We start from the raw sequence: 23,273 nt of genomic DNA, 5'->3' as shown, positions 1-23,273 counted from the left end.
CGGAAGAGGCCGCGCCACTGTGCCGCGATGCGGCGCGCCGGGCTGTGCCTTTGCGCACATCTTTGCGCGCCGGTCCCGATCCTCAGATCCGCCCCTCCTCCGCCGCATGGCATGCCACCTGCACGCCGCGGATGCTCTGGAGCTTCGGCCGCTCGGCCGAGCAGCGCGCATTGGCATGCGGGCAGCGCGGATGGAAGGCGCAGCCCGCGGGCGGATTGAGCGGGTTCGGCACCTCGCCCTGCACCGGCGTGCGCGCGCGCCCCGTGTGCTTCATCTGCGGGATCGCGTCGAGCAGCATGCGCGTGTACGGATGCTGCGGCGTCGCGAACAGCTTCTGCTTGTCCGCCACCTCCACCAGCCGCCCCAGGTACATCACGCCCACCTGGTCGGCCACGTGGCGCACCACCGCGAGGTTGTGCGAGATGAACAGGTAGGTCAGGCCCTGCTCGCGCTGCAGGTCCTTCATGATGTTGAGCACCTGCGCCTGCACGCTCACGTCGAGCGCCGAGGTGGGCTCGTCGCACACCAGGAACTCGGGCTGCGTGGCCAGCGCGCGCGCGATCGAGATGCGTTGTCGCTGGCCGCCCGAGAACTGGTGCGGGTACTTGCTCATGTCCAGCGGCGACAGGCCCACCGACTGCAAAAGCTGACCCACGCGCTCGCGCAACTGGGCCTTGTCGCTGAGGATGCCGTGCTCGCGCAGCGGCTCGCCGATGATGTCCTCGACGATCCAGCGCGGGTTGAGGCTCGCGTAGGGGTCCTGGAAGATCATCTGAATGCGGCGGCGCAGCTTGCGGCCCTCGGCGGTCTTGAAGGCCGCGTGCGCGTCCTGGCCGTCGAACTGCAGCCCGCCGCGCGTGGGCGCGTACAGGCCCACGAGCAGGCGCGCGACCGTGCTCTTGCCGCAGCCCGATTCGCCGACCAGCGCGAGCGTCTTGCCGCGCTCGATCGAGAAGCTCACGCCATCGACCGCATGCAGCAGCACGCGCGGCTTGCGCTCGAGCACGCGGTTGAGCCAGGGCGGCGAGACGTCGAAGGTGCGCGCGAGGTCGTGGGCCACCACGAGCGGTTCGCCGCCGGTGGCCTTGCCGGGTTCGATCACGGCGCTCATCGCGTCACCTCCACGATCGGTTCGGCCGCCTCGGGCGTGGCGCGTTCGTCGGCCGCGAGCACGTCGTGATGCTTCGCCGCGATCTCGGCCTGGCCGGTGTGCGGATCGGTCGCGTCGTGCAGCCAGCAGGCGGCGCGCGTGGCGCCCGCGTGCATCAGCTCGGGCCGCTCCTCGAGGCAGCGCGCGAAGGTGCGCGGGCAGCGCGGGTTGTAGGCGCAGCCCCTGGGGATCGCATTGAGCCGCGGCATCGCGCCGTCGATCTGGTTCAGCCGCTCGCGGTCGCTCGCCATGTCGGGGATCGAAGCCATCAGGCCCGCGGTGTAGGGATGCGCCGCCTGGTGGATGACCTCGTGCACCGGGCCGATCTCGGCGATGCGGCCCGCATACATCACGGCCACGCGGTCGCAGGTCTCGGCGATCACGCCCATGTCGTGCGTGATCAGCATCACGGCCGCGCCGCGGTCCTTGCAGACGCGCTTGAGCAACTGGATGATCTGCGCCTGGATCGACACGTCGAGCGCGGTGGTCGGCTCGTCGGCCACGATCAGCTTGGGCTCGGCCGCGAGCGCGAGCGCGATCACCACGCGCTGGCGCATGCCACCCGAGAACTGGTGCGGGAAATGGTCGATGCGCTGCTCGGCGGCGGGAATGCCGGTGTCCTGCAGCAGGCCGATGGCACGCTTGCGCGCTTCCGATTCGGTCACGGGCAGGTGGGTGCGGATGGTCTCGACGAGCTGCCGGCCCACCGTGTAAAGCGGGTTCAGCGAAGTCAGCGGGTCCTGGAAGATCGCGCCGATCTTGCGGCCGCGGATCGGCCGCATGGCGTCGAAACCGAGGTTGTCGATGCGCTGGCCCTCGAGCAGGATCTGGCCGCCGGCCACGCGGCCCGGCGGCTCGAGCAGGCCGATGATCGAGGCGCCGGTGAGCGACTTGCCCGCGCCCGATTCGCCGACCACGCCGAGGATCTCGCCGGGCGCGATGTCGAAGGAGATGTCGTCGAGCGCGCGCAGGGTGCCGCGGCGGTTCGGGAATTCGACGACGAGGTTCTTGACCTGGAGCAGTGTCATGGCGTGTCTCCCGCTTCTTCAGCGCAGCCGCGGGTTGAGCGCATCGCGCAGCCAGTCGCCCAGCAGGTTCACGCTGAGCGCGATCAGCACCAGCATCGCGCCGGGGAACACGGTGATCCACCACTCGCCCGAGAACAGGTACTGGTTGCCGATGCTGATGAGCGTGCCCAGCGAGGGCGAGGTCGGCGGCACGCCGACACCGAGGAAGGACAGCGTGGCCTCGGTGATGATCGCGGTCGCGACCTGGATCGTGGCCAGCACCATCACCGGCCCGAGCACGTTGGGCAGCACGTGGCGCAGCATGATGCGCAGCGGCGCGACGCCGGTGACGCGCGCGGCCTGCACGTATTCCTTGCTGCGTTCCACCAGCGTGGAGCCGCGCACGGTGCGCGCGTACTGCACCCAGCCGGTCAGCGAGATCGAGATGATGAGCACGCCGAAGGCCAGCGAATCGTTGGCATGCGGGAACAGCGCGCGGCCCACGCCGGCGATCAGCAGCGCGACCAGGATCGGCGGAAACGACAGCATCACGTCGCACAGCCGCATGAGGAAGGTGTCGAGCCAGCCGCCGAAGAAGCCGGCCAAGAGGCCCAGCACGACGCCGACGAAGACCGACAGCACCACCGACACCACGCCGACGATCAGCGAGATGCGCGCGCCGTAGATCACGGCCGAGAGGATGTCGCGGCCCTGATCGTCGGTGCCCAGCAGGTACTTGGCCGAACCGTCGGTGGTCCAGGCCGGCGGCAGGCGCGCATCGCCGAGTTCGAGCGATGCGAGATCGAAGGGGTTGTGCGGCGACACCCAGCCGGCGAACACCGCGCAGAACAGGCAGGTCAGCGCGATCAGCGCCGCGACGATCGCCACCGGCGAGGTGCGGAAGCTGTAGCCGACATCGCTGTCGAACCAGCGAACTAAGTTTTTTTTCATCGTGGAAGCAAAAGGAATGGGCCCGCAAGAAGCGGGCCCATGGGTCAGGCCGCGAAGGCAGCGGGAAGCCCGATCAGGGCTTGACGCTCATCCACTTGAAATACATGAAGTTGTCGGCCAGTTGCACCAGCTCGACCTTCTTGCTCACGCCCCAGGCCAGCGACTGCTGATGCAGCGGCAGCGTGCCGACGTCGTCCGCATGGATCTTGAAGGCTTCCTTGATCAGCTCGTTGCGCTTGGTCTTGTCGCTCTCGGACTGGATCTTCTTCGTGACCTCGTCGAGCTTCGGATTGCAGTAGGCGCCCAGGTTGAACTGGCCCGTGCCCTTGTCGTCGGGGCAGGAGGTCAGCGAGCTCAGCGCGTTGTGCGAGTCGTAGGTGGTCGGGGTCCAGCCCAGCATGTAGAAGCTGGTGTCGCGGCGCAGGATCTTCGGGAAGTAGGTGCCCTTGGTCTCGGCCACGAGGTTGATCTTGACGCCGATCTTCGCGAGGTTGGCGGCCACGCTCTGGCAGATCTGGCCGTCGTTGACGTAGCGGTCGTTCGGGCAGTTCAGCGAGACCTCGAAGCCGTTCGGATAGCCGGCCTCGGTCAGCAGCTTCTTGGCGGCCTCGACGTCGAAGGGCAGGCGCTTGTCCTGCTCGGCGGTCCAGCCGTTGATGCCGGGGCCGACCAGCAGGCCCGTGGGCCGCGAGGCGCCGCGCATCACGGTGCGCTGGATGCCGGCGATGTCGATGGCCTGGTAGAAGGCCTGGCGAACGCGCTTGTCCTTGAACGGGTTCTTGCCCTTGATGTTCGAGTACTGCAGCTCGTCGCGCTTCTGGTCCATGCCCAGGAAGATGGTGCGCAGCTCGGGGCCGGTGATCACGCGCGCGTTGGGCGCGGCGTTGATGCGCGCGATGTCCTGCACGGGCACCGGCTCCATCACGTCGACTTCGCCCGAGACCAGAGCGGCCACGCGGGTGGCGGGGTTGGCGATCGGCGTGAAGACGATCTCCTGCGCGTTGCCGTCGATCTTGCCCCAGTAGGTGCCGTTGCGCGTGAACACCGTGCGCACGTTCGGCTGGCGCTCGCGCACGCGGAACGGGCCGGTGCCGTTGGCCTTGAACGAGGCCGTGTTCTCGATGCCCTTGCGGCGGTCGACCGGCTTGGTGGCCTGGTTCTCCTCGCACCATTTCTTGCTCATGATCATCGTCAGCGAGATCACGTCGGGCAGGATCGGGAACGGGCCGTTGGTCTCGATCTCGACGGCGAGCTCGCCGACCTTGCGCACGGCCTTGATCTCGCTGAGCGTGGCCTTCATGTCGGAGCCGTCGCCCTGCGCGCGCGCGAAGCTGAACACCACGTCGTCGGCGGTGAACGGCGTGCCGTCGTGGAACACCACGCCCTTGCGCAGCTCGAAGCGCCAGACGTCGGGCGAGGTCTGTTTCCAGCTGGTGGCCAGGAGCGGCGCGAGGCTCAGGTCCTTGTTGCGGCCCACGAGGGTTTCGTAGACGTTCGCCGTCACGCTGAGCTGCAGCGATTCGTTGAGCGAGTGCGGATCGAGCGACAGCGCGTCGCCCTGGTTGGCGATGCGGATGGTCTGCGCGCCGGCGACCATGCTGACGGCGCCCAGGGCGCACACGACCGCGGCCGCGGCCACATTTCTTCTGAGACTCATGGGAAACACTCCTCGGGTTGGGATCAAAACAATCAAGGCGCCGCGGTGGCGGCAGCTTTTTCCGGCTGCCCGCCGCGGGTCGCGGCGAGCGGCATGCCCCGCTCGATCAGCCCCGCGTGCAGCGCGGCGCCGAGCGGCAGGATCTCGTCATTGAAGTCGTAGCGGCTGTTGTGCAGGAAGGCGCCGCGGCGCGCGTCCTGACCCAGGCGCAGGTAGGCACCGGCCTTCTTCTGCAGCATGAACGAAAAATCTTCGGCGCCCATGCTGGGCTCGAGGCTGCGGTCGACGTTGGAAGCACCGACCAGCGACTCGGCCACGTCGGCCGCGAACATCGCCTCGGGCGCGGTGTTGATGGTGGCCGGGTAGATGCGCTCGTACTTCAGCGTGGCGGTGGCGCCGAAGCCCGCGGCCACGGCCTTGCAGAGCTCGCCGAGCCGCTGCTCGACCTGCGCCTGCACGCGCGCGCTGAAGGTGCGCACGGTGCCCACGAGCGTGGCCTCGCCCGGCACCACGCTGAAGGCGCCGAGGTCGCCGGCCTGCATCGCGCAGATGCTGATCACGGCCGCGTCGATTGGACGCACGTTGCGCGAGACGATGGTCTGCGCCGCGGTGATCAGGTGCGCCGCCACGACCACGGGGTCGACCGTGAGATAGGCATGCGCGCCGTGGCCGCCCTTGCCCTTGATCTCGATCGTGATGCGGTCGGCCGCGGCCATCATCGCGCCGCGGTTGATGCCGACCGTGCCGGCCGGCATCGCGGGCCAGTTGTGCATGGCATAGACCGACTGCACGGGGAAGCGGTCGAACAGGCCGTCCTCGATCATCACGCGCGCGCCGGCGTAGCCCTCCTCGCCGGGCTGGAAGATCAGCACCGCGGTGCCGTCGAAGTTGCGCGTTTCGGCCAGGTAGCGCGCCGCGCCCACGAGCATCGCCGTATGGCCGTCGTGGCCGCAGCCGTGCATCAGGCCCTCGGTGCACGAGCGCCAACCGAAGTCGTTGTCCTCGCGCATCGGCAGCGCGTCCATGTCGGCGCGCAGGCCGATCATGCGGCCGCTCGCGGTGGAACGGCCGCGGATCACGCCGACCACGCCGGTCTTGCCGATGCCGTCGTGGATCTCGTCGACGCCGCAGGCACGCAGCGCCTCGCGCACGCGGCCCGAGGTGTAGACCTCCTCGAAGCCCAGTTCGGGATGCGCGTGCAGGTCGCGCCGGAAGGCCTCGATCTCGGGATAGAAGCTCGCGATGTGGGCGAAGGCGCGGCCGTTGGCCTGCAGGCGCGGAGTGGCCGCGGTGGGGGTGGCGCTCATGTCAGTGTCCTCCCGCCTTGCCGATGCGCAGCCGTGGATCGACCACGAAATACAGCAGGTCCACGATGAGGTTGATGGTGACGAAGATCAGCGCGATCAGGCACAGGTAGGCGGCCATCACGGGGATGTCGGCGAAGGTCACGGCCTGGATGAACAGCAGGCCCATGCCCGGCCACTGGAACACCGACTCGGTGATGATCGCGAAGGCGATGAGGCCGCCGAGCTGCAGGCCAGTGATGGTCATCACGGGCACCAGCGTGTTCTTGAGCGCATGGCCGAAGTGGATGGCGCGGTTCGAGAGGCCGCGTGCGCGCGCGAACTTGATGTAGTCGGTGCGCAGCACCTCGAGCATCTCGGCGCGCACCAGCCGCATGATCAGCGTGAGCTGGAAGATCGCGAGCGTGATCGCGGGCAGCACGATGTGCATCCAGCCGTCGGGCTTGAGCAGGCCGGTGGACCACCAGCCGATCTGCACGGTGTCGCCGCGGCCGAAGCTCGGGAACCAGCCGAGCGTGACGGCGAAGACCAGGATCAGCAGGATGCCGATCAGGAAGGTGGGCAGCGACACGCCGAGCAGCGAAACGGTCATGAAGACCTGGCTCATGAAGGTGCCGCGGCGCAGCGCGGTGTACACGCCCATCGGTATGCCGATCAGCAGCGCGAGCACGGCCGCGACCAGCGCGAGTTCGAGCGTGGCCGGGAAGCGCTCGCCGATCAGGCGCGAGACCTTGGCGCCCTGGCGCAGGCTCAGGCCGAATTCGCCCTGCGCCGCATTCACCAGGAAATGCCAGAACTGCACGAAGAAGGGCCGATCGAGCCCCAGCGCGGAGCGCATTTCGCGGATCTGCTCGGGCCGGGCGTCCTGGCCCAGCAGGAACACGACCGGATCGCCCACGTATTGGAAGAGAAGGAAGGCAATGAACGCGACCGCGACCATCACGATCACGGCCTGGATCAGGCGGCGCAGTACGAAGGCAATCATTCAGTTCTGAAAAAGAGCAGGCATGCTAGCAGTGCAAACTGCGTGCCCGCACGGGGGTTCCCCCGGGGTGCACGCGCTTGGTGCGCATGCGATCTCGCAACGGTGCGCGAGGGTATCCCGGCATCGCCAGGGCCGATGGAATGCCCATGAAAAAAAGCCGCTCGACTTGCGTCGAGCGGCTTTTTGATCTTTCGATTCGAAGCTGGCTTGCGCCAGCATCAAATTAGAAAGCGTGACGGATACCGAAGTCGTAACCCGTGGCGCTCTTCGGAGCGTACGTGTAGCCCGTCAGGGTGCCGTAGGCCGGCGAACCGCCGGTCGTGATGCCCATCACGCCAGGGTTGTTCTGGCCGTCCTTGATGGAGATGCGCGACAGCGTAGCGTACAGAGCCGTACGCTTCGACAGGTTGTGCACATAGCCAACAGCGAACTGGCTGGCGCGGCTGCTGCCGTTGTTGTAGAAGTTGAACGGCACGATGGCCGAGTCAGGCTTGTACTTCACTTGCGAGTACGAAGCGCGGATCAGGCCGGGGCCGACGGGGATCGTCGCACCGATCAGAGCGCCGTTGTACTTGTTCGACACGCCTTGCGTCAGCAGGTACGGGAAGCCACCCAGGGTGACCGTCGAGCTCAGGTTGTACGCGTCCTTGACTTGCGACAGTTCACCGAACAGCTTGACGGGACCGAAGTCGTACGAAGCGCCCAGGTTGAAGGTCTTCAGACGATCCTTGCCAGCGACGGTCAGGTCGGTCAGGCTGTCCTTGGTGTCGATGCCGTAGGCGGCTGCGACGTCCAGGGGACCATTCGCGTAGCCGAAGCGGCCACCGATGTAGCGACCCTTCTTCGACGGGCTGCCGTTGAGCTCGTCGGTCTTGACGTTCTCATGCAGAGCGTACTGGAACTGGCCGTAGAAACCGCCCAGGTTCGGGGGCAGGAAGTAGGCGATGGCGTTGCTGGTGCGGACATAGCTGTCCGAGCCTGCGGCGCCGTTCGGCGTACCGCCGTGCGTAGCAGCCAGGTTCACGTTGGTGCGGAAGATCGCGCTCGAACCGACACCGTTGGTGCCGAAGGGGTCGAACACGGTGTCGTTCCAGAACGTGGCGGTGTAGTCACGACCCAGACGGATTTCACCGAAACCACCCGACAGGCTCACGGTCGAGCGGCGAGCGAAGTTGGAGATACCACCCTTGCCGTCGTCGTTCGTGATCGGGGCTTCGAGCCAGAAGCTGGCTGCCAGGCCACCACCGAGGTCTTCCGTACCACGGAAGCCGATGCGGCTGGAGTTGTAGCCCGAGTTCGACAGAGCGGTCTGGCTGCGCTTGAGCGAGCCCGGCACCGTGAACGGAACCGCGAACGGGTTCGTGTAGTACAGATTGCTCTTGGTCGAATAGCCGCTGACTGCAGCGTCAACCACGCCGAACAGCGTCACGGACGATTGCGCCGAGGCAACACCGGCAACAGCCAGGGCAGCCAGAGCAACTAGAGATTTTTTCATTGCAAGTTTCTCCAAGGTTAAACATAGGGCTCCGGCGCGAAGGGCTCACCGTGACTGGCACTTCTGTGCTCCCACCGGACCCCGGGCCAACCTCCTTTTGGGAAGTTGTCGCTATTGCACCAGAGCCGCTGCGGCAGGGCAAAACAATTCGGCCGAAATCTCCTACCCTCCCTGCGTTTCGTTGCAGTGATGCAACAAAGGACTTAGGGCCTTTCCATCTCATGATGTGAAACAAACTTGCCGGAATTGGTGCTTTGGCAAGTTGCGTTCCAATCCCTTCATGACGACTTCGCTCGACCCCCTGCTGACCGCCGCCGATTCCGCGCTGCGGACGCTGTTCGCCCGTCCGCATGCCACCCGCGCGAGCCCCGTCCCCGCCCAGCCTGGCGGGGAATTGAGCGACACGGAGCGGCGCGAGGCCGGTGCGCTGATGCGCGTCAACCATGTCGGGGAAGTGTGCGCGCAGGCGCTCTACACGGCGCAGGCGGCCGTGGCGCGCGATCCCCTGCTGCGCGCGCAACTGCTCGAGGCAGCGCACGAGGAAACGGACCACCTGGCCTGGACGCGCGAGCGCCTGGACGCGCTCGGCGCACGCCCCTCGATGCTCAATCCACTCTGGTACGCGGGTGCTTTCGGGCTTGGCCTGGTCGCCGGACGGCTCGGCGATCCGCTGAGCCTGGGCTTCGTGGCGGAAACCGAGCGCCAGGTCGAGGCCCACCTGGACAGCCACCTGGACCGGCTCCCCCCCGCGGACAGCGCTTCGCGCGCGGTGGTCGAACAGATGAAGGCCGACGAGGCCCGGCACGCCGACAACGCCGTGGCCGCGGGCGCCGCCGAGCTGCCGCCGCCCGCCAAGGCCCTGATGCGCGTCGCCTCACGGGTGATGACGACCGTGGCGCACCGGATTTGACCCCCGGGAGGATCAGGCTTCGATCAGGTCGAAGCTGGTCGTGATCTCCGCGGTCTTGGCCAGCATGATGCTGGCGGAACAGTAGGTCTCATGGCTGAGAGCGATCGCTCGCTCCACCGCGGAGGCCGGAATTCCCTTGCCGGCCACGGTGAAATGCATGTGGATCTTGGTGAACACCTTGGGATCCTTCTCGGCCCGCTCGCTGGTCAGCTTGACGCTGCAGCGCTCCACCTGGTGGCGGCCGCGCTTGAGGATCAGCACCACGTCGTAGGCCGTGCAACCGCCGGTGCCGGCCAGCACCGTCTCCATGGGACGCGCCGCCAGGTTCTGGCCGCCGTTCTCGGGCTTGGCCGCATCGGGCGCCCCGTCCATCATCAGGACGTGGCCGCTGCCCGTCTCGGCCACGAAGCCCATCGACGACCGCGCGCCCGCATTGCCGGTCCAACTTACAGTGCATTCCATCTTTTTTTGAACTCCGGTTCCGGATGTCTGGCAAAAATCACGCCCGGCATCGTTATCTGTGTGGGAAAAGCGTCACTCGCTTGTTGCATCGCAACAAACAACCGATATACTTTATTTCATTGCGCACCCCGGTGCGTGCAAGTTGTCTCCTCCACCCTTCCAATTGGTGGATTTAGCCCCGAGCCGCAAGGCCCGGGGCTTTTTTCTTGGGCGCCGCGCCCACTCTAGCCATCCGCTCCGAAGGGCAGTTGCTCTGGCTGCCCTGGCTGTTGCCGGTGTTGCCTCGGCCCAGTCTTCCGTCACGTTGTTCGGTGTGGTCGATGCCGCAGTCAGCAACTACTCGACGAAGAGCACCTACTACAGCCCGCTCGCGAACCCCTTCCTGGTGGCACCCGTCGGCGTGAAACAGAGCCAGACCGCGCTCTCGCGTTCGGGCTACAACTCCAGCCGCCTCGGCTTCCGCGGCACCGAGGACCTCGGCGGCGGCCTGGCCGCCAGCTTCTGGCTCGAGGCCCCCATCAGCAACGACGACGGCTCCAAGGGCGTCGCCGACTTCAGCCGCCGCTCGACCGTGAGCCTGTCGGGTGGTTTCGGTGAAGTCCGCCTCGGTCGCGACTACACCTCGACCTTCTGGAACGACACCGTGTTCGATCCGTTCGGCACCAATGGCGTCGGCACCAACCTCATCGCCACGATCAACAGCAACCTGTCGACCTCGTCCGGCCCCGGCTCCGCCGTGGACAAGACCGACAACTACTACCGCGCCAGCAACAGCATCGGATACTTCCTGCCTCCGAACCTGGGCGGTTTCTACGGCCAGATCCAGTACGCGCTGCACGAGAACGTGAAGTCGAGCGGCCTGCCCGAAAGCCCGTCGACCAAGGGTCGCTACGTCGGCGGCCGCTTCGGCTACGCCAACGGCCCGATCGACGTGGCTGCCGCCTACGGGCAAAGCACCGCCGCCGACAGCGTGACCATCAACAACCTGTCGCTCATCACCGGCTCGCAGGATCGCAAGATCAGCACTTTCAACCTCGGCGCTTCGTACGACTTCGGTCCGGTCAAGCTCTTCGGCGAGGTGTCCCGCGTGAAGGACAAGAACGAAACGGGCGCGAGCTCGAGCTTCGTGAACCCCCTCACGCTGCAGTCGGTCCCCTACTTCGCCACCAGCTCGCAGAGCGACAAGTACAACGGCTACCTGCTGGGCGTGACGGTGCCGGTCGGCCCGGGCCTGATCCGCGCTTCGTACTCGACGGTCAAGTTCAAGAACGGCGCGCCGCTCAGCGTCGCGGAAGCGCTCTTCGGCGGCAACCGTGATGCTTCGGCCAACAAGCTCGCCATCGGTTACGTGCACAACCTGTCGAAGCGCACCGCGCTGTACGCCACGGTGGCTCGCATCCGCATCAAGGACGGCCAGAACAACCCCGGCGTGATGGGCGCGACCACGGGCGGCACCCCCGCTTACCTGGACGCCGCGAAGAACCTCGGCTGGGCTCCGCGCACGGCCACCGGTTACGACATCGGCATCCGCCACGCGTTCTAAGCCGATCTGAAAGAAGCCGATTCCGATGCTGGCTCCCGCCAGATCGAATCCTTCCCATCCCAAGCCGCCCGGTTCGCGCCGGGCGGCTTTTTGGTCGTCCGTGTCGAGCGTTGTGTCGACGCTCTTTCCGAATCCGCCTCTTCCGCGCCTGCGGCGCCGGCCTCAAGCCTCGAGGACCGGCGGGTTCATCGCAGCCCTCTCACACCGTGCGTCCCCGACGGCTTTGCAACAGCCCCACATTCATTTCCCCATTGAGCACCGACGCATAGAAGCGCTCGACCATGTTGACACTCGTTCTTGCATTGCGCGCCAAGGTCAGCATGTCGATGCCTTGCCCATAGAGCAAACGCAACGTGATGGCGGTATGGCGCAGGCAGTAGAGCGTGCGGTCCTGCCCCAGCGGCCCCTTCTCGATGCCTTCGACCTCGAGCACCCAGTGAAAGAGGAAGTTGAGCACCGCGAGCGCGTGCTCGCGGTTCTTGAGCTGCGGCAGGAAGATGTAGTCGTCCGCGCCATCGAAGCCGTGTCTCGCGCGGTGCGCGACGAGGCGTTCGTAGACACGCACCGCGGGCTGCAGGCTCACGATGGGCTGGCTGTGGCGCTTCGTCTCCGGCAGGTTCATGCGCAGGTAGACATGCTTCGCGCGCACCACCTCGATGTGCTTGTGCTTCATGAGCTTGATGTCGCTCGGCCGCACGAAGGTGTTGACCATCCAGCGGATCAGCCACGGCATCTCGTCGGGCATCACCAGCAGCTCGCGCGCGATCCAGAAGCGCTCGCCGGGCGCGAGTGCATCGAGCACGGGATGCGATCGGCCGCGCAACCTGCGCGCCGCGGCGATCAATGCGCGGTACTCGGCCACGCTGAAGCTTCCGCGCGGCCGGCTGCGCACCTTCACCTTCGGAAACAGCGGCGCTTCGCGCAACACACCGATGTGCACGCCATGCATCACGACCTTGCGCAGCAGCACGAGGTACTGCGCGATCGTCGTGCTCGTGAAGCCCTCGTCGCCGAGCCGATCGATGAGCCGCTGCGCATCGCGCGTGCCGAACGCCTGCGCGGGCAAATCCCCCAGCAGCGGAAGGACATGCGCACGCAATCTGTTGCCCATCACCTGCCAGGTGGCGCGTCCTATCTCCCCACGTTGAACGCGCGCGGCCTCCGCATGCATCAACTTTTCGGAAAGATCACTGACAGAAATTGATAACAGATTCTGTCCGTCTTTGAACTTTTCGGCGGCCGGTGGGACTGCGGGATAGGTGCGTCCAAAAAAACCGGAATCATTGGCGGCAGGCGCGTTGGGAAAGAGAGTTATGACATTTGTGTCCATGTCATCTCCCGTATGCAATCCCGATGCCTCTTATCATTCGTTGTTAACAAAATTCTCCCCAGGAACAATCGTGCGCCATGCACCCTCGTCGGCACTGACACCTGCCGACTATCTCCGAAAAATTCTCAACGCCCGCGTGTACGACGTGGCGGTCGAATCGGCCCTCGAAAAAGCGCGCGCGCTGAGCGAGCGAATCGGCAACACGGTGCTGCTCAAGCGCGAGGACCAGCAGCCCGTCTTCAGCTTCAAATTGCGCGGTGCCTACAACAAGATGGCGCACCTGAGCGCCGAGCAACTCGCCAACGGCGTGATCTGCGCATCGGCCGGCAACCATGCGCAAGGCGTGGCCCTCGGCGCGCGCAAGCTCGGCGCGCGCGCGGTGGTGGTGATGCCGGTGACGACGCCCAAGCTCAAGATCGATGCGGTGCGCGGCTTCGGCGGCGAGGTCGTGCTGCATGGCGACAGCTATTCCGACGCCTACACGCGCGCGCTCGAACTGCAGGCCGAACAGAAGCTGACCTTCGTCCACCCCTTCGACGATCCCGAGGTGATCGCGGGCCAGGGCACGATCGCGATGGAGATCCTGCGGCAGCACCAGGGCCGGCTCGATGCGGTCTTCGTCGCGATCGGCGGCGGCGGCCTGATCTCGGGCGTGGCCAACTACATCAAGGCCGTGCGTCCCGAGATCAAGGTGATCGGCGTGCAGATGAACGACTCCGACGCGATGATGCGATCGGTCGCGGCGCGCCAGCGCGTGACCTTGTCCGACGTGGGCCTGTTCGCCGACGGCACCGCCGTCAAGCTGGTGGGCGAGGAAACCTTCCGCGTCGCGAGCGACCTGGTGGACGACTACGTCTCGGTCGACACCGACGCGGTCTGCGCCGCGATCAAGGACGTGTTCGTCGACACGCGCAGCATCGTCGAGCCTTCGGGCGCGCTGGCGGTGGCGGCGATCAAGCAGTACGCGGCGCAGCATGGCCGCCATGGCGAGACCTACGCGGCGATCCTCAGCGGCGCGAACATGAACTTCGACCGCCTGCGCTTCGTGGCCGAACGCGCGGAAGTCGGCGAGGAGCGCGAAGCGCTGTTCGCGGTCACGATCCCCGAGGAGCGCGGCAGCTTCCGGCGCCTGTGCGAGCTGGTCGGCCAGATGCCGATCGGCGACGCCGACACGAACGCGGCCACTCCGGGCGGCGGCTTGCGCAACGTGACCGAGTTCAACTACCGCATCAGCGACGCGGCCCAGGCCCATGTCTTCGTCGGCCTCACGACCTCGACGCGCGGCGAGTCGGCGGTCATCGCGAAGGCCTTCGGCGAGAACGGCTTCGACGCGCTCGATCTCACGCACGACGAACTCGCCAAGGAACACCTGCGCCACCTCGTCGGCGGGCGCACCGGCCTCGCGCACGACGAGCGCCTGCTGCGCTTCATCTTCCCCGAGCGTCCCGGCGCGCTGCTCAAGTTCCTGAGCCTGATGCGTCCGAACTGGAACATCAGCCTGTTCCACTATCGCAACCAGGGTGCGGATTACGGCCGCATCCTGGTCGGCCTGCAGGTGCCCGCCGGCGACGGCGAAGCATTCGACGCTTTCCTCGAAACCCTGGGTTATCCCTACGTGGAAGAAACCGCGAACCCCGCGTACCGCCTGTTCCTCCAGGCCTGAAAGAAGAAAACCGGCGCGCTGCCGGTTTTTTTCTTTCCGCCCAACGCGGCGCTACTGCGCGGTCGCCCCGCCCTGCCCGGGCTGCGGCATTGCCGCCCCGTCCGGCTGCGGCTGCGGCTGCGGCTGCAGCGCGGCGGCGGCAGGCGCCATCGCGGGCATGGTCGCGGGCAGCACGCCCGGATTCGGAGGCGCCTGCATCACGGGTGCCGAACCGATCGGCGGCGGCACGCTCACGTTGATCGGCGCCTTCACCGGCAGCTGCAAGGTGAACGCGGCCGGCGCATCCATCCGCGTGCCCAGCGTCGCCGAGCGCAGTCCGACCGACTGCAGCACGTAGCCCTCGCCGACGCGCGAGCCCACGCGGAAGGGCCGCGGCGGCTTGCCGTCGATGGCGATCAGCGCCGCGCCCTGGCTCGAGGGGTCGGCCACCACGCCCGCGAGCGCGAAGCGGCTGGCCGCCTCGGGCGCCACCGGCGCGTTGTTCGAGGCCGGCAGCACGCCGAAGATCCGCGCCACCGCGTCGTTATCGGCGGCCGCGGCGGGCCGTCCGGCGGCAGCGGCCGCGGCGACGGTCTGCACCGGCGACGCCAGCCGCAGGCCCCAGAACACGGCCGCACCGGCCGCGAGCGCCCACAGGCCCGTGGTTGCGAGGGGCGCATGCCAGCGCGCGGCGGTATAGGGACTTGTCATGGCCGCGGATTATCATGCAGCGCGCTTTCCGAACCATGTCACCGAAATCCATGACCAAACTCCTTCGCGCCGCCACCCGTTCCGCCCAGCGCGGCTTCACGCTGATCGAGCTGATGGTGGTGCTCGTCATCATCGGCGTGCTGGCCGCGCTGATCGTGCCGAACGTGATCGAGCGGGCCGATGACGCCCGCGTGACGGCCGCCAAGACCGACATCAACAACCTGATGCAGGCGCTCAAGCTCTACCGCCTCGACAACCAGCGCTATCCCACGGCCGAACAGGGCCTGCAGGCGCTGCTGGTGCGCCCGACCACCGGCCCGGCGGCCCCCAACTGGAAGCCTTACGTCGAAAAGCTCCCGAACGACCCCTGGGGTCATCCCTACCAGTACATGAACCCAGGCATCAAGGGCGAAATCGACGTGCTCTCGCTCGGCGCCGATGGACAGGCCGGCGGCGAGGGCAAGAATGCCGACATCGGCAGCTGGCAATAGACGCCGCGCCGGCCGCCGGGCCGCGGGCTTCACGCTGATCGAACTGATCGTGGTGATCGCGGTGATCGCGATCGCCACGGCCGGCGTGAGCTTCGCGATGCGCGACAGCGGCCAGGCCCGGCTCGACCGCGAGGCCGACCGCCTCGCCGCGCTGCTCGAATCGGCCCGCGCCCAGTCGCGCGCCAGCGGCATCGCGGTGCGCTGGCGCCTGGTCGAGGGCGGCAGCTTCGTGTTCGACGGCCTGCCGCCCGGCACGCTGCCCAACGGCTGGGCCTCGCAGGGCATGACGGCGCAGGCCTTCTTCGCCAACGGCATTCCGGTCGCGGCGCTGCTGCTCGGCCCCGATCCGATCATCGCGCCCCAGCAGGTGCTGCTGTCCTCCGACGGCCCGCCCGCGCGCACCTTGCGCATCGCGACCGACGGCCTGCGCCCCTTCTCGGTCAGCAATCCATGAGGCAGCGCGCCCCCCGCGCCGCGGCCGCCGCGCGGCGCCGCCGCGGCTTCACGCTGATCGAGGTGCTGATCGCGCTCGGCATCGTCGCGCTCGCGCTGGCCGCGGGCTCCGAGGCGACGATGGCGCTCACGCGCAACGCGCAGCGCCAGTCCGACCTGCTGCTGGCCGACCTGTGCGCCGAGAACGAACTGGCCAAGGCCCGGCTCGCGCGCCAGATGCCGGGCGTGGGCATCTCGGGCTCCATCTGCGCCCAGGCCGGCGCGAGCTTCAACGTGACGACCACCGTGTCCCCCACGCTGAATCCCAATTTCAACCGCGTCGACGTGCAGGTGCGCGACGCGGTCGATGCGCCGATCCTGCGCCTGTCGACGGTGGTGGGGCGCTACTGATGAACCGCAGGCCTGCCCGCACAACCCGCGCCCGCGGCTTCACGCTGATCGAGCTGCTGGTCGCGATCGCGGTGATGGCGCTGCTCGCGCTGGTCAGCTGGCGTGGGCTCGACGGCATGTCGCGCGCCACCTCGCAGAACCAGCTGCGCGCCGACGCGGTGCTCACGCTGCAGACCACGCTGGCGCAATGGAGCACCGACCTCGACGCGGTGGTCGCGCTCGCGCAGACGCGGCCGATCGACTGGGACGGCCGCGTGCTGCGCCTCACGCGCAGCGGCGGCGACGCCGCCAACCCCGGCGTGCTGGTGGTGGCCTGGACGCTGCGCGCCGGCCCCGACGGCGTGCGCTGGCGCCGCTGGCAATCGCCTCCCTTCAGCACCCGTGGCGCCTGGCAGCAGGCCTGGACCCAGGCCGCCGCGTGGGCGCAGGAAAACGGCGGCGCGCAGGGCAGCTACGGCGGCCCCAACGGCTTCAGCGACACGGTGCTGATCCCGGTGCAGAGCTGGCAGCTCTACTACTTCCGCAACGACGTCTGGGTGCCCGCGAGCGAACTGCAGGCCACGCCGGCCAATCCGCAGGCACCGACCGGCTCGATCGTCAGCATGCCCGACGGCGTTCGGCTGGTGCTCACCCTGCCGCCGGGCGACGGCCTCTCGGGCACGCTCACGCGCGACTGGGTGCGGCCCACCGTGGGATCGCAACGCTCATGACGCCACGCCACCACCAACGCCATCGGCAGGCCGGCGCCGCGCTGCTGGCCGCGATGCTCACCGTGACGCTGGTCGCCACCTTCGCCGCCGCCGCGCTGTGGCAGCAGTGGCGCGCGTCCGAGGTCGAATCGGCCGAGCGCGCGCGCGTGCAGGCGGCCTGGGTGCTGGTCGGCGCGCTCGACTGGTCGCGCCTGATCCTGCGCGAGGACGGCCGCGCCGGCGGCCCCGACCACCTGGCCGAGCCCTGGGCCGTGCCGCTCGAGGAAGCGCGGCTCACCAGCTTCCTGGCGGCCGACAAGAACGTCTCGAGCGACCAGCTCGAGGGCCTGCCCGATGCCTTCCTCTCGGGCCGCATCGTCGATGCGCAGTCCAAGCTCAACGTGCTGACGCTGGTGAATGCGGGCAAGCCGGTGCCAGCGGCGGTCGCCGCCTTCACCAAGCTGTTCGGATTGCTGAACCTGCCGGGCGCCGAACTCAACGCGATGGTCGCCTCGCTGACGCGCACCCTGAACACCACCACCGATGCCTCGGCCGGCGCACCGGCCGACGACGGCGCCAGCGCGCCGCTGATGCCGCAGGAGGTGTCGCAGCTCGTGTGGCTCGGCCTCTCGCCTGCGACCGCGGCCGCGCTCGAGCCCTACGTCACGGTGCTGCCGATCCGCACGCCGATCAACCTCAACACGGCGTCCGCCGAAGTCATTGCCGCCAGCCTGCCCTCGCTCACCATCGCCAACGCGCGCCAGCTGGTGGAACGACGCACGCGCACGTACTTCAAGACCTTCGCGGACGCCAATGCCGGCCTGCCCGCCGACGGCGGCCTGTTCAACGCCGAGCAGCACGGCGTCGCCACGCAGTTCTTCGAGGTCTACGGCCGCCTGCGCATCGACCGCACCTGGGTCGACGAGCGTTCGCTGCTGCAACGCGATGGCGTCACCGTCAAGACCTTGTGGCGTACGCGCGGCACCGGCGCCACCTACACCTCGGTCAAACCCTGAGGCCCGTTACATTTTTCCGAGCATAAAAGCCTTCCAACGCCCGTCACATCTGTCAGGTACGCTATGAAAAACGTAGTGCGCCTTTGTAAGACGCCCACCTACAATCACCGGCTTTTCCCCACACCCCCATGACCCCGCTGCTGCTCATCGCTCCCCTGCCTCCGGCCGACGCCGCGGGCGAGTACGACTGGGCCCAGGCCGGCGACGACGGCATCGTGCTGCGCGACCATGGCCGCGCACTGCTCGCGCTGCTGCCCTCGGGCAGCGAGGTCACGCTCGGCGTGCCGTCGACCGCGCTCTCGTGGCACCGCGTCACGCTGCCCAAGGGCAGCATGGGCAGCGCCTCCAAGCTGCGCGCCGTGCTCGATGGCCTGCTCGAGGAACACCTGCTCGACGACCCCGAGGCGCTGCACTTCGCCCTCGAGCCCGAGGCGCGCGCCGGCGATCCGGTGTGGGTCGCGGCCTGCAACCGCATCTGGCTGCGCTCGGTGGTGCAGGCGCTCGAGGCCAGCGGCCGGCGCGTCACCCGCATCGTTCCCGAGTTCGCGCCGCAGCCGGCCGACGGCCCGCCGCAGTTGCTGATCACCGGCGAGCCCGAAGCCCCGCAGCTCACGGTCTGCGACGCCGACGGCGTGGTCTCGCTGCCGCTCGCGGGCGCCGGCCTCGCGCTCTCGGCCGGCCTGCCGGCCGACACCGCCGTGATCTCGGCCGAGCCGGCCGTGGCCGCGGCGGCCGAACGGCTGCTCGAGCAGCGCGTGCCGATCGTGCAGGCGCCGCAGCGCTGGCTGCAGGCCGCGCGCTCGCGCTGGGAGCTCGCGCAGTTCGACCTCGCGGTCACGGGCCGCGCGCGCGCCGGCAAGAAATTCGCCTCCGTGGTCCAGACCCTGCGCTACGCGCCCGAATGGCGCGCCGCGCGCTGGGGCGCGGTGGTGCTGGTGCTGGTGCAGCTCGTCGGCCTCAACGCCTGGGCCTGGAAGGAGCGCAGCGCGCTCGAGGCCAAGCGCGAAGCCGTCAAGGGCGTGCTCACGCAGACCTTCCCCGCCGTCAAGCTGGTGGTCGACGCGCCGGTGCAGATGCAGCGCGAAGTCGCCGCGCTGCAGCTCGCCGTGGGCGATGTGACCAGCGGCGACTTCGAACCCATGCTCGGCGCGCTCGCCGGCAATCTTCCGCCGGGCCGCGTGCCGAGCGCCATCGACTACGTGGCCGGCCAGTTGCGTCTGCGCGGCCTCGGGCTGCAGCCCTCCGAGGTTTCGCAGCTCACGTCCGCGATGGCGCCGCGCGGCTACGGCGTGCGCACCGAGGGCGATCTGCTGCTGGTACAGGCCGAGGCCACCCGATGAAATTCACCGAAGAACTCAAGGCCCGCTGGGCCGTCCTCGCGATGCGCGAGCGCCGCATGGTGATCGCCGCCGTCTCGCTGGTGGCGCTGGCCCTGCTGTGGTGGATCGCGCTCGCGCCCGCGCTGCGCACCCTCTGGGCCGCGCCGGCCGAGCACGCGAAGCTCGACGCGCAGCTGCAGCAGATGGCCACCCTGCAGAACCGCGCCAAGGCGCTGCAGTCGCAACCGCGGCTGGCGCGCGACGACGCGCTGCGCGCGCTCGAGACCTCGGTGCGCCAGGGCATCGGCGCCAGCGGCCAGCTGATGACCGGTGGCGGCGGCTCCGGCGACGTCGCCACCGTCACGCTGCGTCCCACCGCCGCCGACGCGCTCGCGCAATGGCTCGCGCAGGCGCGCGGCAATGCGCATGCGGTGCCGCGCGAGGCGCATCTCACGCGCGCCGTCGCCGCCACGCCGACCCCGCCCACCGGCCCGGCGCAGGCCGCCGCGCGCGACAAGACGCCCGAGCCGCCGCAGATCCGCTGGGAGGGCACCCTCGTCATGACGCTGCCGGCCGCGCGATGAGCCGCCCCCTCCACCGGTGCCCCCGTCCATGCTGACGCGCGCCCCGCTGTCTTCTCCCAAGCCGCGCCGCGGCTGGCGCTGGGCCGTGCTCGGCATCGTCGTCGGCGCGCTGGTCGCGCTGGTGCTGTTCGCGCCCGCGCGCTGGCTCGCGGCCGGCCTCTCGAGCTGGAGCGAGGGCCGGCTGCTGCTGGTCAATCCGCGCGGCACGGTCTGGAACGGCGCCGCGGCCGTGGTGTTCGCGAGCGGCGCGGGCGGCGGCGAAGCCGTCTCGCTGCCCGGCACGCTCAACTGGCGCCTGCGGCCGGGCTGGGGCGGCGTGTCCGCATCGCTCGACCTGCCCTGCTGCGCCGCCCAGCCGCTCGAGCTGCGCGCCGGCCCGCGCGCCGGCGGCGTGCAGATCGACTGGGGCGACGGCCGCTCGCGCTGGCCCGCCACCATGCTCAGCGGCCTCGGCGCGCCCTGGAACACGCTCAAGCTCGAAGGCACGCTCGACCTCTCGACGCGCGCCTTCTCGCTGCGCACCGACGGCCCGGTGCTGCGCATCGCGGGCCAGGCCACGCTCGACGCCACCGACGTTTCCTCCAGCCTCTCGACCCTGCGGCCGATGGGCAGCTACCGCCTCGCGCTCGAGGGCGGCAACCGCCCCTCGCTGCTGCTGAGCACGCGCCAGGGCAGCCTCGAGCTCAACGGCAGCGGCAGCTGGAACGGCACCGCATTCCGCTTCAACGGCGAGGCCAGTGCCGCGCCGGGCAGCGAAGACGCTCTCTCCAACTTGTTGAACATCATCGGGCGGCGCGACAACGCGCGCTCGATCATCACCCTGGGTTGACCTGACCATGACGACGCCCCTGAGCTCCCTCCCCCGCGCCCCCCGTGGCCTGGTCGCGCATGCGGTCCGGCTGCTGATCGCCGCCACCTTCCTGCAGGCCGCGCCGCTCGCGCTGATGCCGGCCTTCGCGCAGGGCGAGGCGCCACGCCGCGGCGAGCCGATCACGCTGAACTTCGCGAACGCCGACATCGAGGCCGTGGCGCGCACCATGGCGGTGGTCACGGGACGCGACGTGGTGGTCGATCCGCGCGTGAAGGGCACGATGAACCTCGTGACCGACCGCGCGATCCCGCCCTCGGCCGCCTTCAACCAGTTCGCCTCGGCGCTGCGGCTGCAGGGCTTCGCGGTGGTCGAGGCCGACGGCCTCTACAAGATCGTGCCCGAGGCCGACGCCAAGCTGCAGACCAGCACCGTCACCACCACCACGGGCGGCACCGCCGCGGTGGCGGGCAACCAGATCATCACGCAGATCTTCCGCCTCAACTACGAATCGCCGAACAACCTGCTGCCGGTGCTGCGGCCGCTGATCCCGCCGAACAACACCATCAACGTGAACCCGGGCAACAACTCGCTCGTGATCACCGACTACGCCGAGAACATGCGCCGCCTCGCGCGCATCATCGCGGCGCTCGACGTGCCCAACGCCTCCGACATCGACGTGATCCCGCTCAAGCACTCGATCGCCACCGACATCGTGCCGCTGATCCAGCGCCTGGTCGACGGCGGCGGCGCCACCGGCCAGCCCGGCGCGGCCGCGGCCCCGGGCGGCACGGATGCCTCGTTCCGCACCACGCTGATGGCCGATCCGCGCAGCAACGCGCTGATCCTGCGCGCGGCCAACCCGGCGCGCGCGGCGCTGGTGCGCACGCTGGTCGAGAAGCTTGACCGCCCCGCCATCGACAACAGCAACGGCGCGGCCGGCAACATCTACGTGGTCTACCTGAAGAACGCCGACGCGGTACGGCTCGCGGCCACGCTGCGCGCGGCGATGGCGGCGGCGCAGACCAACAACCAGGGCCAGCCCGGCGCGGCCGGCGGCGCCGGCGCGGCCGCGGCACAGTCGCAGCCCAACCTGTCGGCCGCCATGCCGGTCAACTTCGGCAACAGCAACTCGCAGAACGGCAGTTCGCCGCAGGCGAGCGCGCCGCTCAACAACGCCAACCAGCCCTCGACCGGCGGCCAGATCCAGGCCGACCCGTCGACCAACTCGCTGATCATCACCGCGCCCGAGCCGCAGTACCGCCAGATGCGCGCCGTGATCGACAGGCTCGACGGCCGCCGCGCCCAGGTCATGATCGAGGCGCTGGTGGTCGAGGTGAACGCGACCAAGGCCGCGCAGTTCGGCGTGCAATGGCAGAGCGCGCTCGGCAACAACGCGGTGCTCGGCACCAACTCGAGCCTGACCGGCACCAACCTGCTGGCGCTCACGGCGGCGATCGCCACGCGCAACCCGCAGGGCATCTCGCTGCCGCAGGGCTTCAACATCGGCATCGGCGGCAAGATCGGCGGCCACTACGTGCTGGGCGCCATCGCCAACTTCTTCGCCAGCGACAACGACACGAACGTGCTGTCCACGCCGAACCTGCTGACGCTGGACAACGAGGAGGCCAAGATCGTGATCGGCCAGAACGTGCCCTTCCCGACCGGCTCCTACTCGAACCCCACCACGGGCGGCCTCAACCCCTTCACCACCGTCGAACGCAAGGACGTCGGCCTCACGCTGCGCGTGCGCCCGACCATCAACGAGAACGGCACCGTGAAGATGAGCATCTTCCAGGAGATCTCGACCGTGCTGCCCGGCAGCCTGACCGACCCGAACGGCCCCACCACCAACAAGCGCTCGCTCGAATCGAGCGTGCTGGTGGAAGACGGCGGCCTGGTCATGCTGGGCGGCCTGCTGTCCGACAACTACGGCAACAAGATCGAGAAGGTGCCGCTGGCCGGCGACATCCCGGTCGTGGGCAACCTGTTCAAGAACGAGACCCGCTCGCGCGAGAAGAACAACCTGATGATGTTCCTGCGCCCGGTCGTGATGCGCGACGCCGCCTCCACCGAGGCCTTCGCCTTCGACCGCTACGACCAGATCCGCGCCCTGCAGGTCCAGGCCCAGCCCGACACCGGCAACCCGATGCTCAACAAGGTCGACGCCGCGCCGATCCTGCCCGACACGCCGCTGACGCGCGCGCCGCGCGCTCCCTCGGGCAGCCTGCGCGAGGAAGGCACGCAGCTGATCCCGCCACCGATCCCCGCGCCCGACAACCGCAAGCTGCCGGCCAGCCCGCTGCGCGGCGCCCTGCCGCCCACCGCCGACCCGGCCACGCAACGCGAAATGCCCTGAGGCCCGAAGGCCGCCCG

Annotated in this window: 22 protein-coding genes; 12 read left to right on the top strand and 10 right to left on the bottom strand. The window is 68.7% G+C overall.

Annotation, left to right across the window (positions count from 1 at the left end):
• Positions 1 to 82: 82 nt before the first annotated feature.
• The 7 genes from AC1HIL_RS10340 to AC1HIL_RS10310 all read right to left on the bottom strand — a co-directional run bounded on the left by AC1HIL_RS10340 (position 83) and on the right by AC1HIL_RS10310 (position 8,549).
• Positions 83 to 1,111: an ABC transporter ATP-binding protein gene (locus tag AC1HIL_RS10340; RefSeq protein ID WP_281077226.1), complete on the bottom strand. Its 1,029-nt coding sequence runs from the start codon at positions 1,109 to 1,111 to the stop codon at positions 83 to 85.
• The gene (locus AC1HIL_RS10335) at positions 1,108 to 2,178 is read right to left on the bottom strand and encodes an ABC transporter ATP-binding protein (RefSeq protein WP_479671736.1); all 1,071 of its coding nucleotides are present in this window, start codon (positions 2,176 to 2,178) and stop codon (positions 1,108 to 1,110) included. Before AC1HIL_RS10335 ends, AC1HIL_RS10340 begins: the two co-directional genes overlap by 4 nt.
• Positions 2,179 to 2,196: 18 nt before the next feature.
• Positions 2,197 to 3,108, bottom strand: a complete 912-nt coding sequence (locus AC1HIL_RS10330; protein WP_479671735.1) for an ABC transporter permease — start codon at positions 3,106 to 3,108, stop codon at positions 2,197 to 2,199.
• A 73-nt stretch (positions 3,109 to 3,181) separates the two neighbouring features.
• A complete protein-coding gene (locus tag AC1HIL_RS10325) occupies positions 3,182 to 4,765 on the bottom strand; it encodes an ABC transporter substrate-binding protein (RefSeq protein ID WP_261209644.1) in 1,584 nt (527 codons plus the stop codon).
• Positions 4,766 to 4,797: 32 nt separating this feature from the next.
• A complete protein-coding gene (locus AC1HIL_RS10320) occupies positions 4,798 to 6,072 on the bottom strand; it encodes a M20 aminoacylase family protein (protein ID WP_479671734.1) in 1,275 nt (424 codons plus the stop codon).
• Position 6,073: 1 nt separating this feature from the next.
• On the bottom strand, positions 6,074 to 7,054 hold the full coding sequence (locus AC1HIL_RS10315) for an ABC transporter permease (RefSeq protein ID WP_057594098.1): 981 nt from the start codon (positions 7,052 to 7,054) through the stop codon (positions 6,074 to 6,076).
• A gap of 223 nt (positions 7,055 to 7,277) precedes the next feature.
• On the bottom strand, positions 7,278 to 8,549 hold the full coding sequence (locus AC1HIL_RS10310) for a porin (protein WP_296731284.1): 1,272 nt from the start codon (positions 8,547 to 8,549) through the stop codon (positions 7,278 to 7,280).
• A 280-nt stretch (positions 8,550 to 8,829) separates the two neighbouring features.
• Between AC1HIL_RS10310 and coq7 the strand changes: the two genes are divergently transcribed.
• Entirely contained in the window at positions 8,830 to 9,459 is a 630-nt protein-coding gene (gene coq7, locus AC1HIL_RS10305; protein WP_057594100.1) for a 2-polyprenyl-3-methyl-6-methoxy-1,4-benzoquinone monooxygenase, read from the top strand.
• A 12-nt stretch (positions 9,460 to 9,471) separates the two neighbouring features.
• Here coq7 and AC1HIL_RS10300 read toward each other — a convergent pair whose 3' ends face one another.
• On the bottom strand, positions 9,472 to 9,921 hold the full coding sequence (locus AC1HIL_RS10300; RefSeq protein ID WP_057594099.1) for an OsmC family protein: 450 nt from the start codon (positions 9,919 to 9,921) through the stop codon (positions 9,472 to 9,474).
• 253 nt (positions 9,922 to 10,174) lie between these two features.
• Here AC1HIL_RS10300 and AC1HIL_RS10295 point away from each other — a divergent pair, with 253 nt between their 5' ends.
• Positions 10,175 to 11,464: a porin gene (locus AC1HIL_RS10295; protein ID WP_296731300.1), complete on the top strand. Its 1,290-nt coding sequence runs from the start codon at positions 10,175 to 10,177 to the stop codon at positions 11,462 to 11,464.
• Positions 11,465 to 11,663: 199 nt separating this feature from the next.
• On the opposite strand, the gene AC1HIL_RS10290 is transcribed toward AC1HIL_RS10295, so the two are convergent.
• A complete protein-coding gene (locus AC1HIL_RS10290; protein WP_057594102.1) occupies positions 11,664 to 12,794 on the bottom strand; it encodes a hypothetical protein in 1,131 nt (376 codons plus the stop codon).
• A 70-nt stretch (positions 12,795 to 12,864) separates the two neighbouring features.
• Between AC1HIL_RS10290 and ilvA the strand changes: the two genes are divergently transcribed.
• Positions 12,865 to 14,457, top strand: a complete 1,593-nt coding sequence (ilvA, locus tag AC1HIL_RS10285; RefSeq protein WP_172705316.1) for a threonine ammonia-lyase, biosynthetic — start codon at positions 12,865 to 12,867, stop codon at positions 14,455 to 14,457.
• A 51-nt stretch (positions 14,458 to 14,508) separates the two neighbouring features.
• Here ilvA and AC1HIL_RS10280 read toward each other — a convergent pair whose 3' ends face one another.
• Positions 14,509 to 15,147, bottom strand: a complete 639-nt coding sequence (locus tag AC1HIL_RS10280) for a type II secretion system protein N (protein WP_479671733.1) — start codon at positions 15,145 to 15,147, stop codon at positions 14,509 to 14,511.
• A gap of 50 nt (positions 15,148 to 15,197) precedes the next feature.
• On the opposite strand from AC1HIL_RS10280, the gene gspG reads away from it, so the two are divergent.
• From gspG to gspD, 9 genes are all read left to right on the top strand, one after another.
• Positions 15,198 to 15,638: a type II secretion system major pseudopilin GspG gene (gene gspG / locus AC1HIL_RS10275; RefSeq protein ID WP_057594104.1), complete on the top strand. Its 441-nt coding sequence runs from the start codon at positions 15,198 to 15,200 to the stop codon at positions 15,636 to 15,638.
• A complete protein-coding gene (locus AC1HIL_RS10270) occupies positions 15,613 to 16,092 on the top strand; it encodes a prepilin-type N-terminal cleavage/methylation domain-containing protein (protein WP_057594105.1) in 480 nt (159 codons plus the stop codon). The genes gspG and AC1HIL_RS10270 overlap by 26 nt, the downstream gene beginning before the upstream one ends.
• A complete protein-coding gene (gene gspI / locus AC1HIL_RS10265; protein ID WP_057594106.1) occupies positions 16,089 to 16,481 on the top strand; it encodes a type II secretion system minor pseudopilin GspI in 393 nt (130 codons plus the stop codon). The genes AC1HIL_RS10270 and gspI overlap by 4 nt, the downstream gene beginning before the upstream one ends.
• Positions 16,481 to 17,191: a PulJ/GspJ family protein gene (locus tag AC1HIL_RS10260; protein WP_413764411.1), complete on the top strand. Its 711-nt coding sequence runs from the start codon at positions 16,481 to 16,483 to the stop codon at positions 17,189 to 17,191. The genes gspI and AC1HIL_RS10260 overlap by 1 nt, the downstream gene beginning before the upstream one ends.
• Positions 17,188 to 18,186, top strand: a complete 999-nt coding sequence (gene gspK / locus AC1HIL_RS10255; protein ID WP_057594108.1) for a type II secretion system minor pseudopilin GspK — start codon at positions 17,188 to 17,190, stop codon at positions 18,184 to 18,186. The genes AC1HIL_RS10260 and gspK overlap by 4 nt, the downstream gene beginning before the upstream one ends.
• Positions 18,187 to 18,314: 128 nt before the next feature.
• On the top strand, positions 18,315 to 19,526 hold the full coding sequence (gene gspL, locus AC1HIL_RS10250) for a type II secretion system protein GspL (protein ID WP_057594109.1): 1,212 nt from the start codon (positions 18,315 to 18,317) through the stop codon (positions 19,524 to 19,526).
• Positions 19,523 to 20,089 carry a type II secretion system protein GspM gene (gspM, locus tag AC1HIL_RS10245; protein ID WP_057598076.1) on the top strand — a complete coding sequence of 189 codons (567 nt, stop codon included), beginning with the start codon at positions 19,523 to 19,525 and terminating at the stop codon, positions 20,087 to 20,089. Before gspL ends, gspM begins: the two co-directional genes overlap by 4 nt.
• 28 nt (positions 20,090 to 20,117) lie before the next feature.
• A complete protein-coding gene (gene gspN / locus AC1HIL_RS10240; protein ID WP_057598074.1) occupies positions 20,118 to 20,918 on the top strand; it encodes a type II secretion system protein N in 801 nt (266 codons plus the stop codon).
• 7 nt (positions 20,919 to 20,925) lie between these two features.
• Positions 20,926 to 23,256 (top strand): type II secretion system secretin GspD, encoded by a 2,331-nt coding sequence (gspD, locus tag AC1HIL_RS10235; protein WP_479671732.1) that lies wholly within the window; start codon positions 20,926 to 20,928, stop codon positions 23,254 to 23,256.
• The last annotated feature ends 17 nt before the right edge of the window (positions 23,257 to 23,273 follow it).

It is taken from the genome of Variovorax sp. ISS6, assembly GCF_056523145.1.
Note: the sequence above shows the minus strand (reverse complement) of the source record. Positions and strands in the feature narration are given on the sequence as shown.

What these genes read in the sequence shown, in the direction of transcription:
- gspI (WP_057594106.1), top strand. Translation starts at nt 16,089, where the DNA reads ATGAGGCAGCGCGCCCCCCGCGCCGCGGCCGCCGCGCGGCGCCGCCGC.
- AC1HIL_RS10260 (WP_413764411.1), top strand. Translation starts at nt 16,481, where the DNA reads ATGAACCGCAGGCCTGCCCGCACAACCCGCGCCCGCGGCTTCACGCTG.
- AC1HIL_RS10300 (WP_057594099.1), bottom strand. Translation starts at nt 9,921, where the DNA reads ATGGAATGCACTGTAAGTTGGACCGGCAATGCGGGCGCGCGGTCGTCG.
- gspN (WP_057598074.1), top strand. Translation starts at nt 20,118, where the DNA reads ATGCTGACGCGCGCCCCGCTGTCTTCTCCCAAGCCGCGCCGCGGCTGG.
- AC1HIL_RS10310 (WP_296731284.1), bottom strand. Translation starts at nt 8,549, where the DNA reads ATGAAAAAATCTCTAGTTGCTCTGGCTGCCCTGGCTGTTGCCGGTGTT.
- AC1HIL_RS10270 (WP_057594105.1), top strand. Translation starts at nt 15,613, where the DNA reads ATGCCGACATCGGCAGCTGGCAATAGACGCCGCGCCGGCCGCCGGGCC.
- gspK (WP_057594108.1), top strand. Translation starts at nt 17,188, where the DNA reads ATGACGCCACGCCACCACCAACGCCATCGGCAGGCCGGCGCCGCGCTG.
- AC1HIL_RS10315 (WP_057594098.1), bottom strand. Translation starts at nt 7,054, where the DNA reads ATGATTGCCTTCGTACTGCGCCGCCTGATCCAGGCCGTGATCGTGATG.
- AC1HIL_RS10325 (WP_261209644.1), bottom strand. Translation starts at nt 4,765, where the DNA reads ATGAGTCTCAGAAGAAATGTGGCCGCGGCCGCGGTCGTGTGCGCCCTG.
- AC1HIL_RS10335 (WP_479671736.1), bottom strand. Translation starts at nt 2,178, where the DNA reads ATGACACTGCTCCAGGTCAAGAACCTCGTCGTCGAATTCCCGAACCGC.
- gspG (WP_057594104.1), top strand. Translation starts at nt 15,198, where the DNA reads ATGACCAAACTCCTTCGCGCCGCCACCCGTTCCGCCCAGCGCGGCTTC.
- gspD (WP_479671732.1), top strand. Translation starts at nt 20,926, where the DNA reads ATGACGACGCCCCTGAGCTCCCTCCCCCGCGCCCCCCGTGGCCTGGTC.
- AC1HIL_RS10320 (WP_479671734.1), bottom strand. Translation starts at nt 6,072, where the DNA reads ATGAGCGCCACCCCCACCGCGGCCACTCCGCGCCTGCAGGCCAACGGC.
- coq7 (WP_057594100.1), top strand. Translation starts at nt 8,830, where the DNA reads ATGACGACTTCGCTCGACCCCCTGCTGACCGCCGCCGATTCCGCGCTG.
- gspL (WP_057594109.1), top strand. Translation starts at nt 18,315, where the DNA reads ATGACCCCGCTGCTGCTCATCGCTCCCCTGCCTCCGGCCGACGCCGCG.
- gspM (WP_057598076.1), top strand. Translation starts at nt 19,523, where the DNA reads ATGAAATTCACCGAAGAACTCAAGGCCCGCTGGGCCGTCCTCGCGATG.
- AC1HIL_RS10340 (WP_281077226.1), bottom strand. Translation starts at nt 1,111, where the DNA reads ATGAGCGCCGTGATCGAACCCGGCAAGGCCACCGGCGGCGAACCGCTC.
- AC1HIL_RS10280 (WP_479671733.1), bottom strand. Translation starts at nt 15,147, where the DNA reads ATGACAAGTCCCTATACCGCCGCGCGCTGGCATGCGCCCCTCGCAACC.
- AC1HIL_RS10290 (WP_057594102.1), bottom strand. Translation starts at nt 12,794, where the DNA reads ATGGACACAAATGTCATAACTCTCTTTCCCAACGCGCCTGCCGCCAAT.
- AC1HIL_RS10330 (WP_479671735.1), bottom strand. Translation starts at nt 3,108, where the DNA reads ATGAAAAAAAACTTAGTTCGCTGGTTCGACAGCGATGTCGGCTACAGC.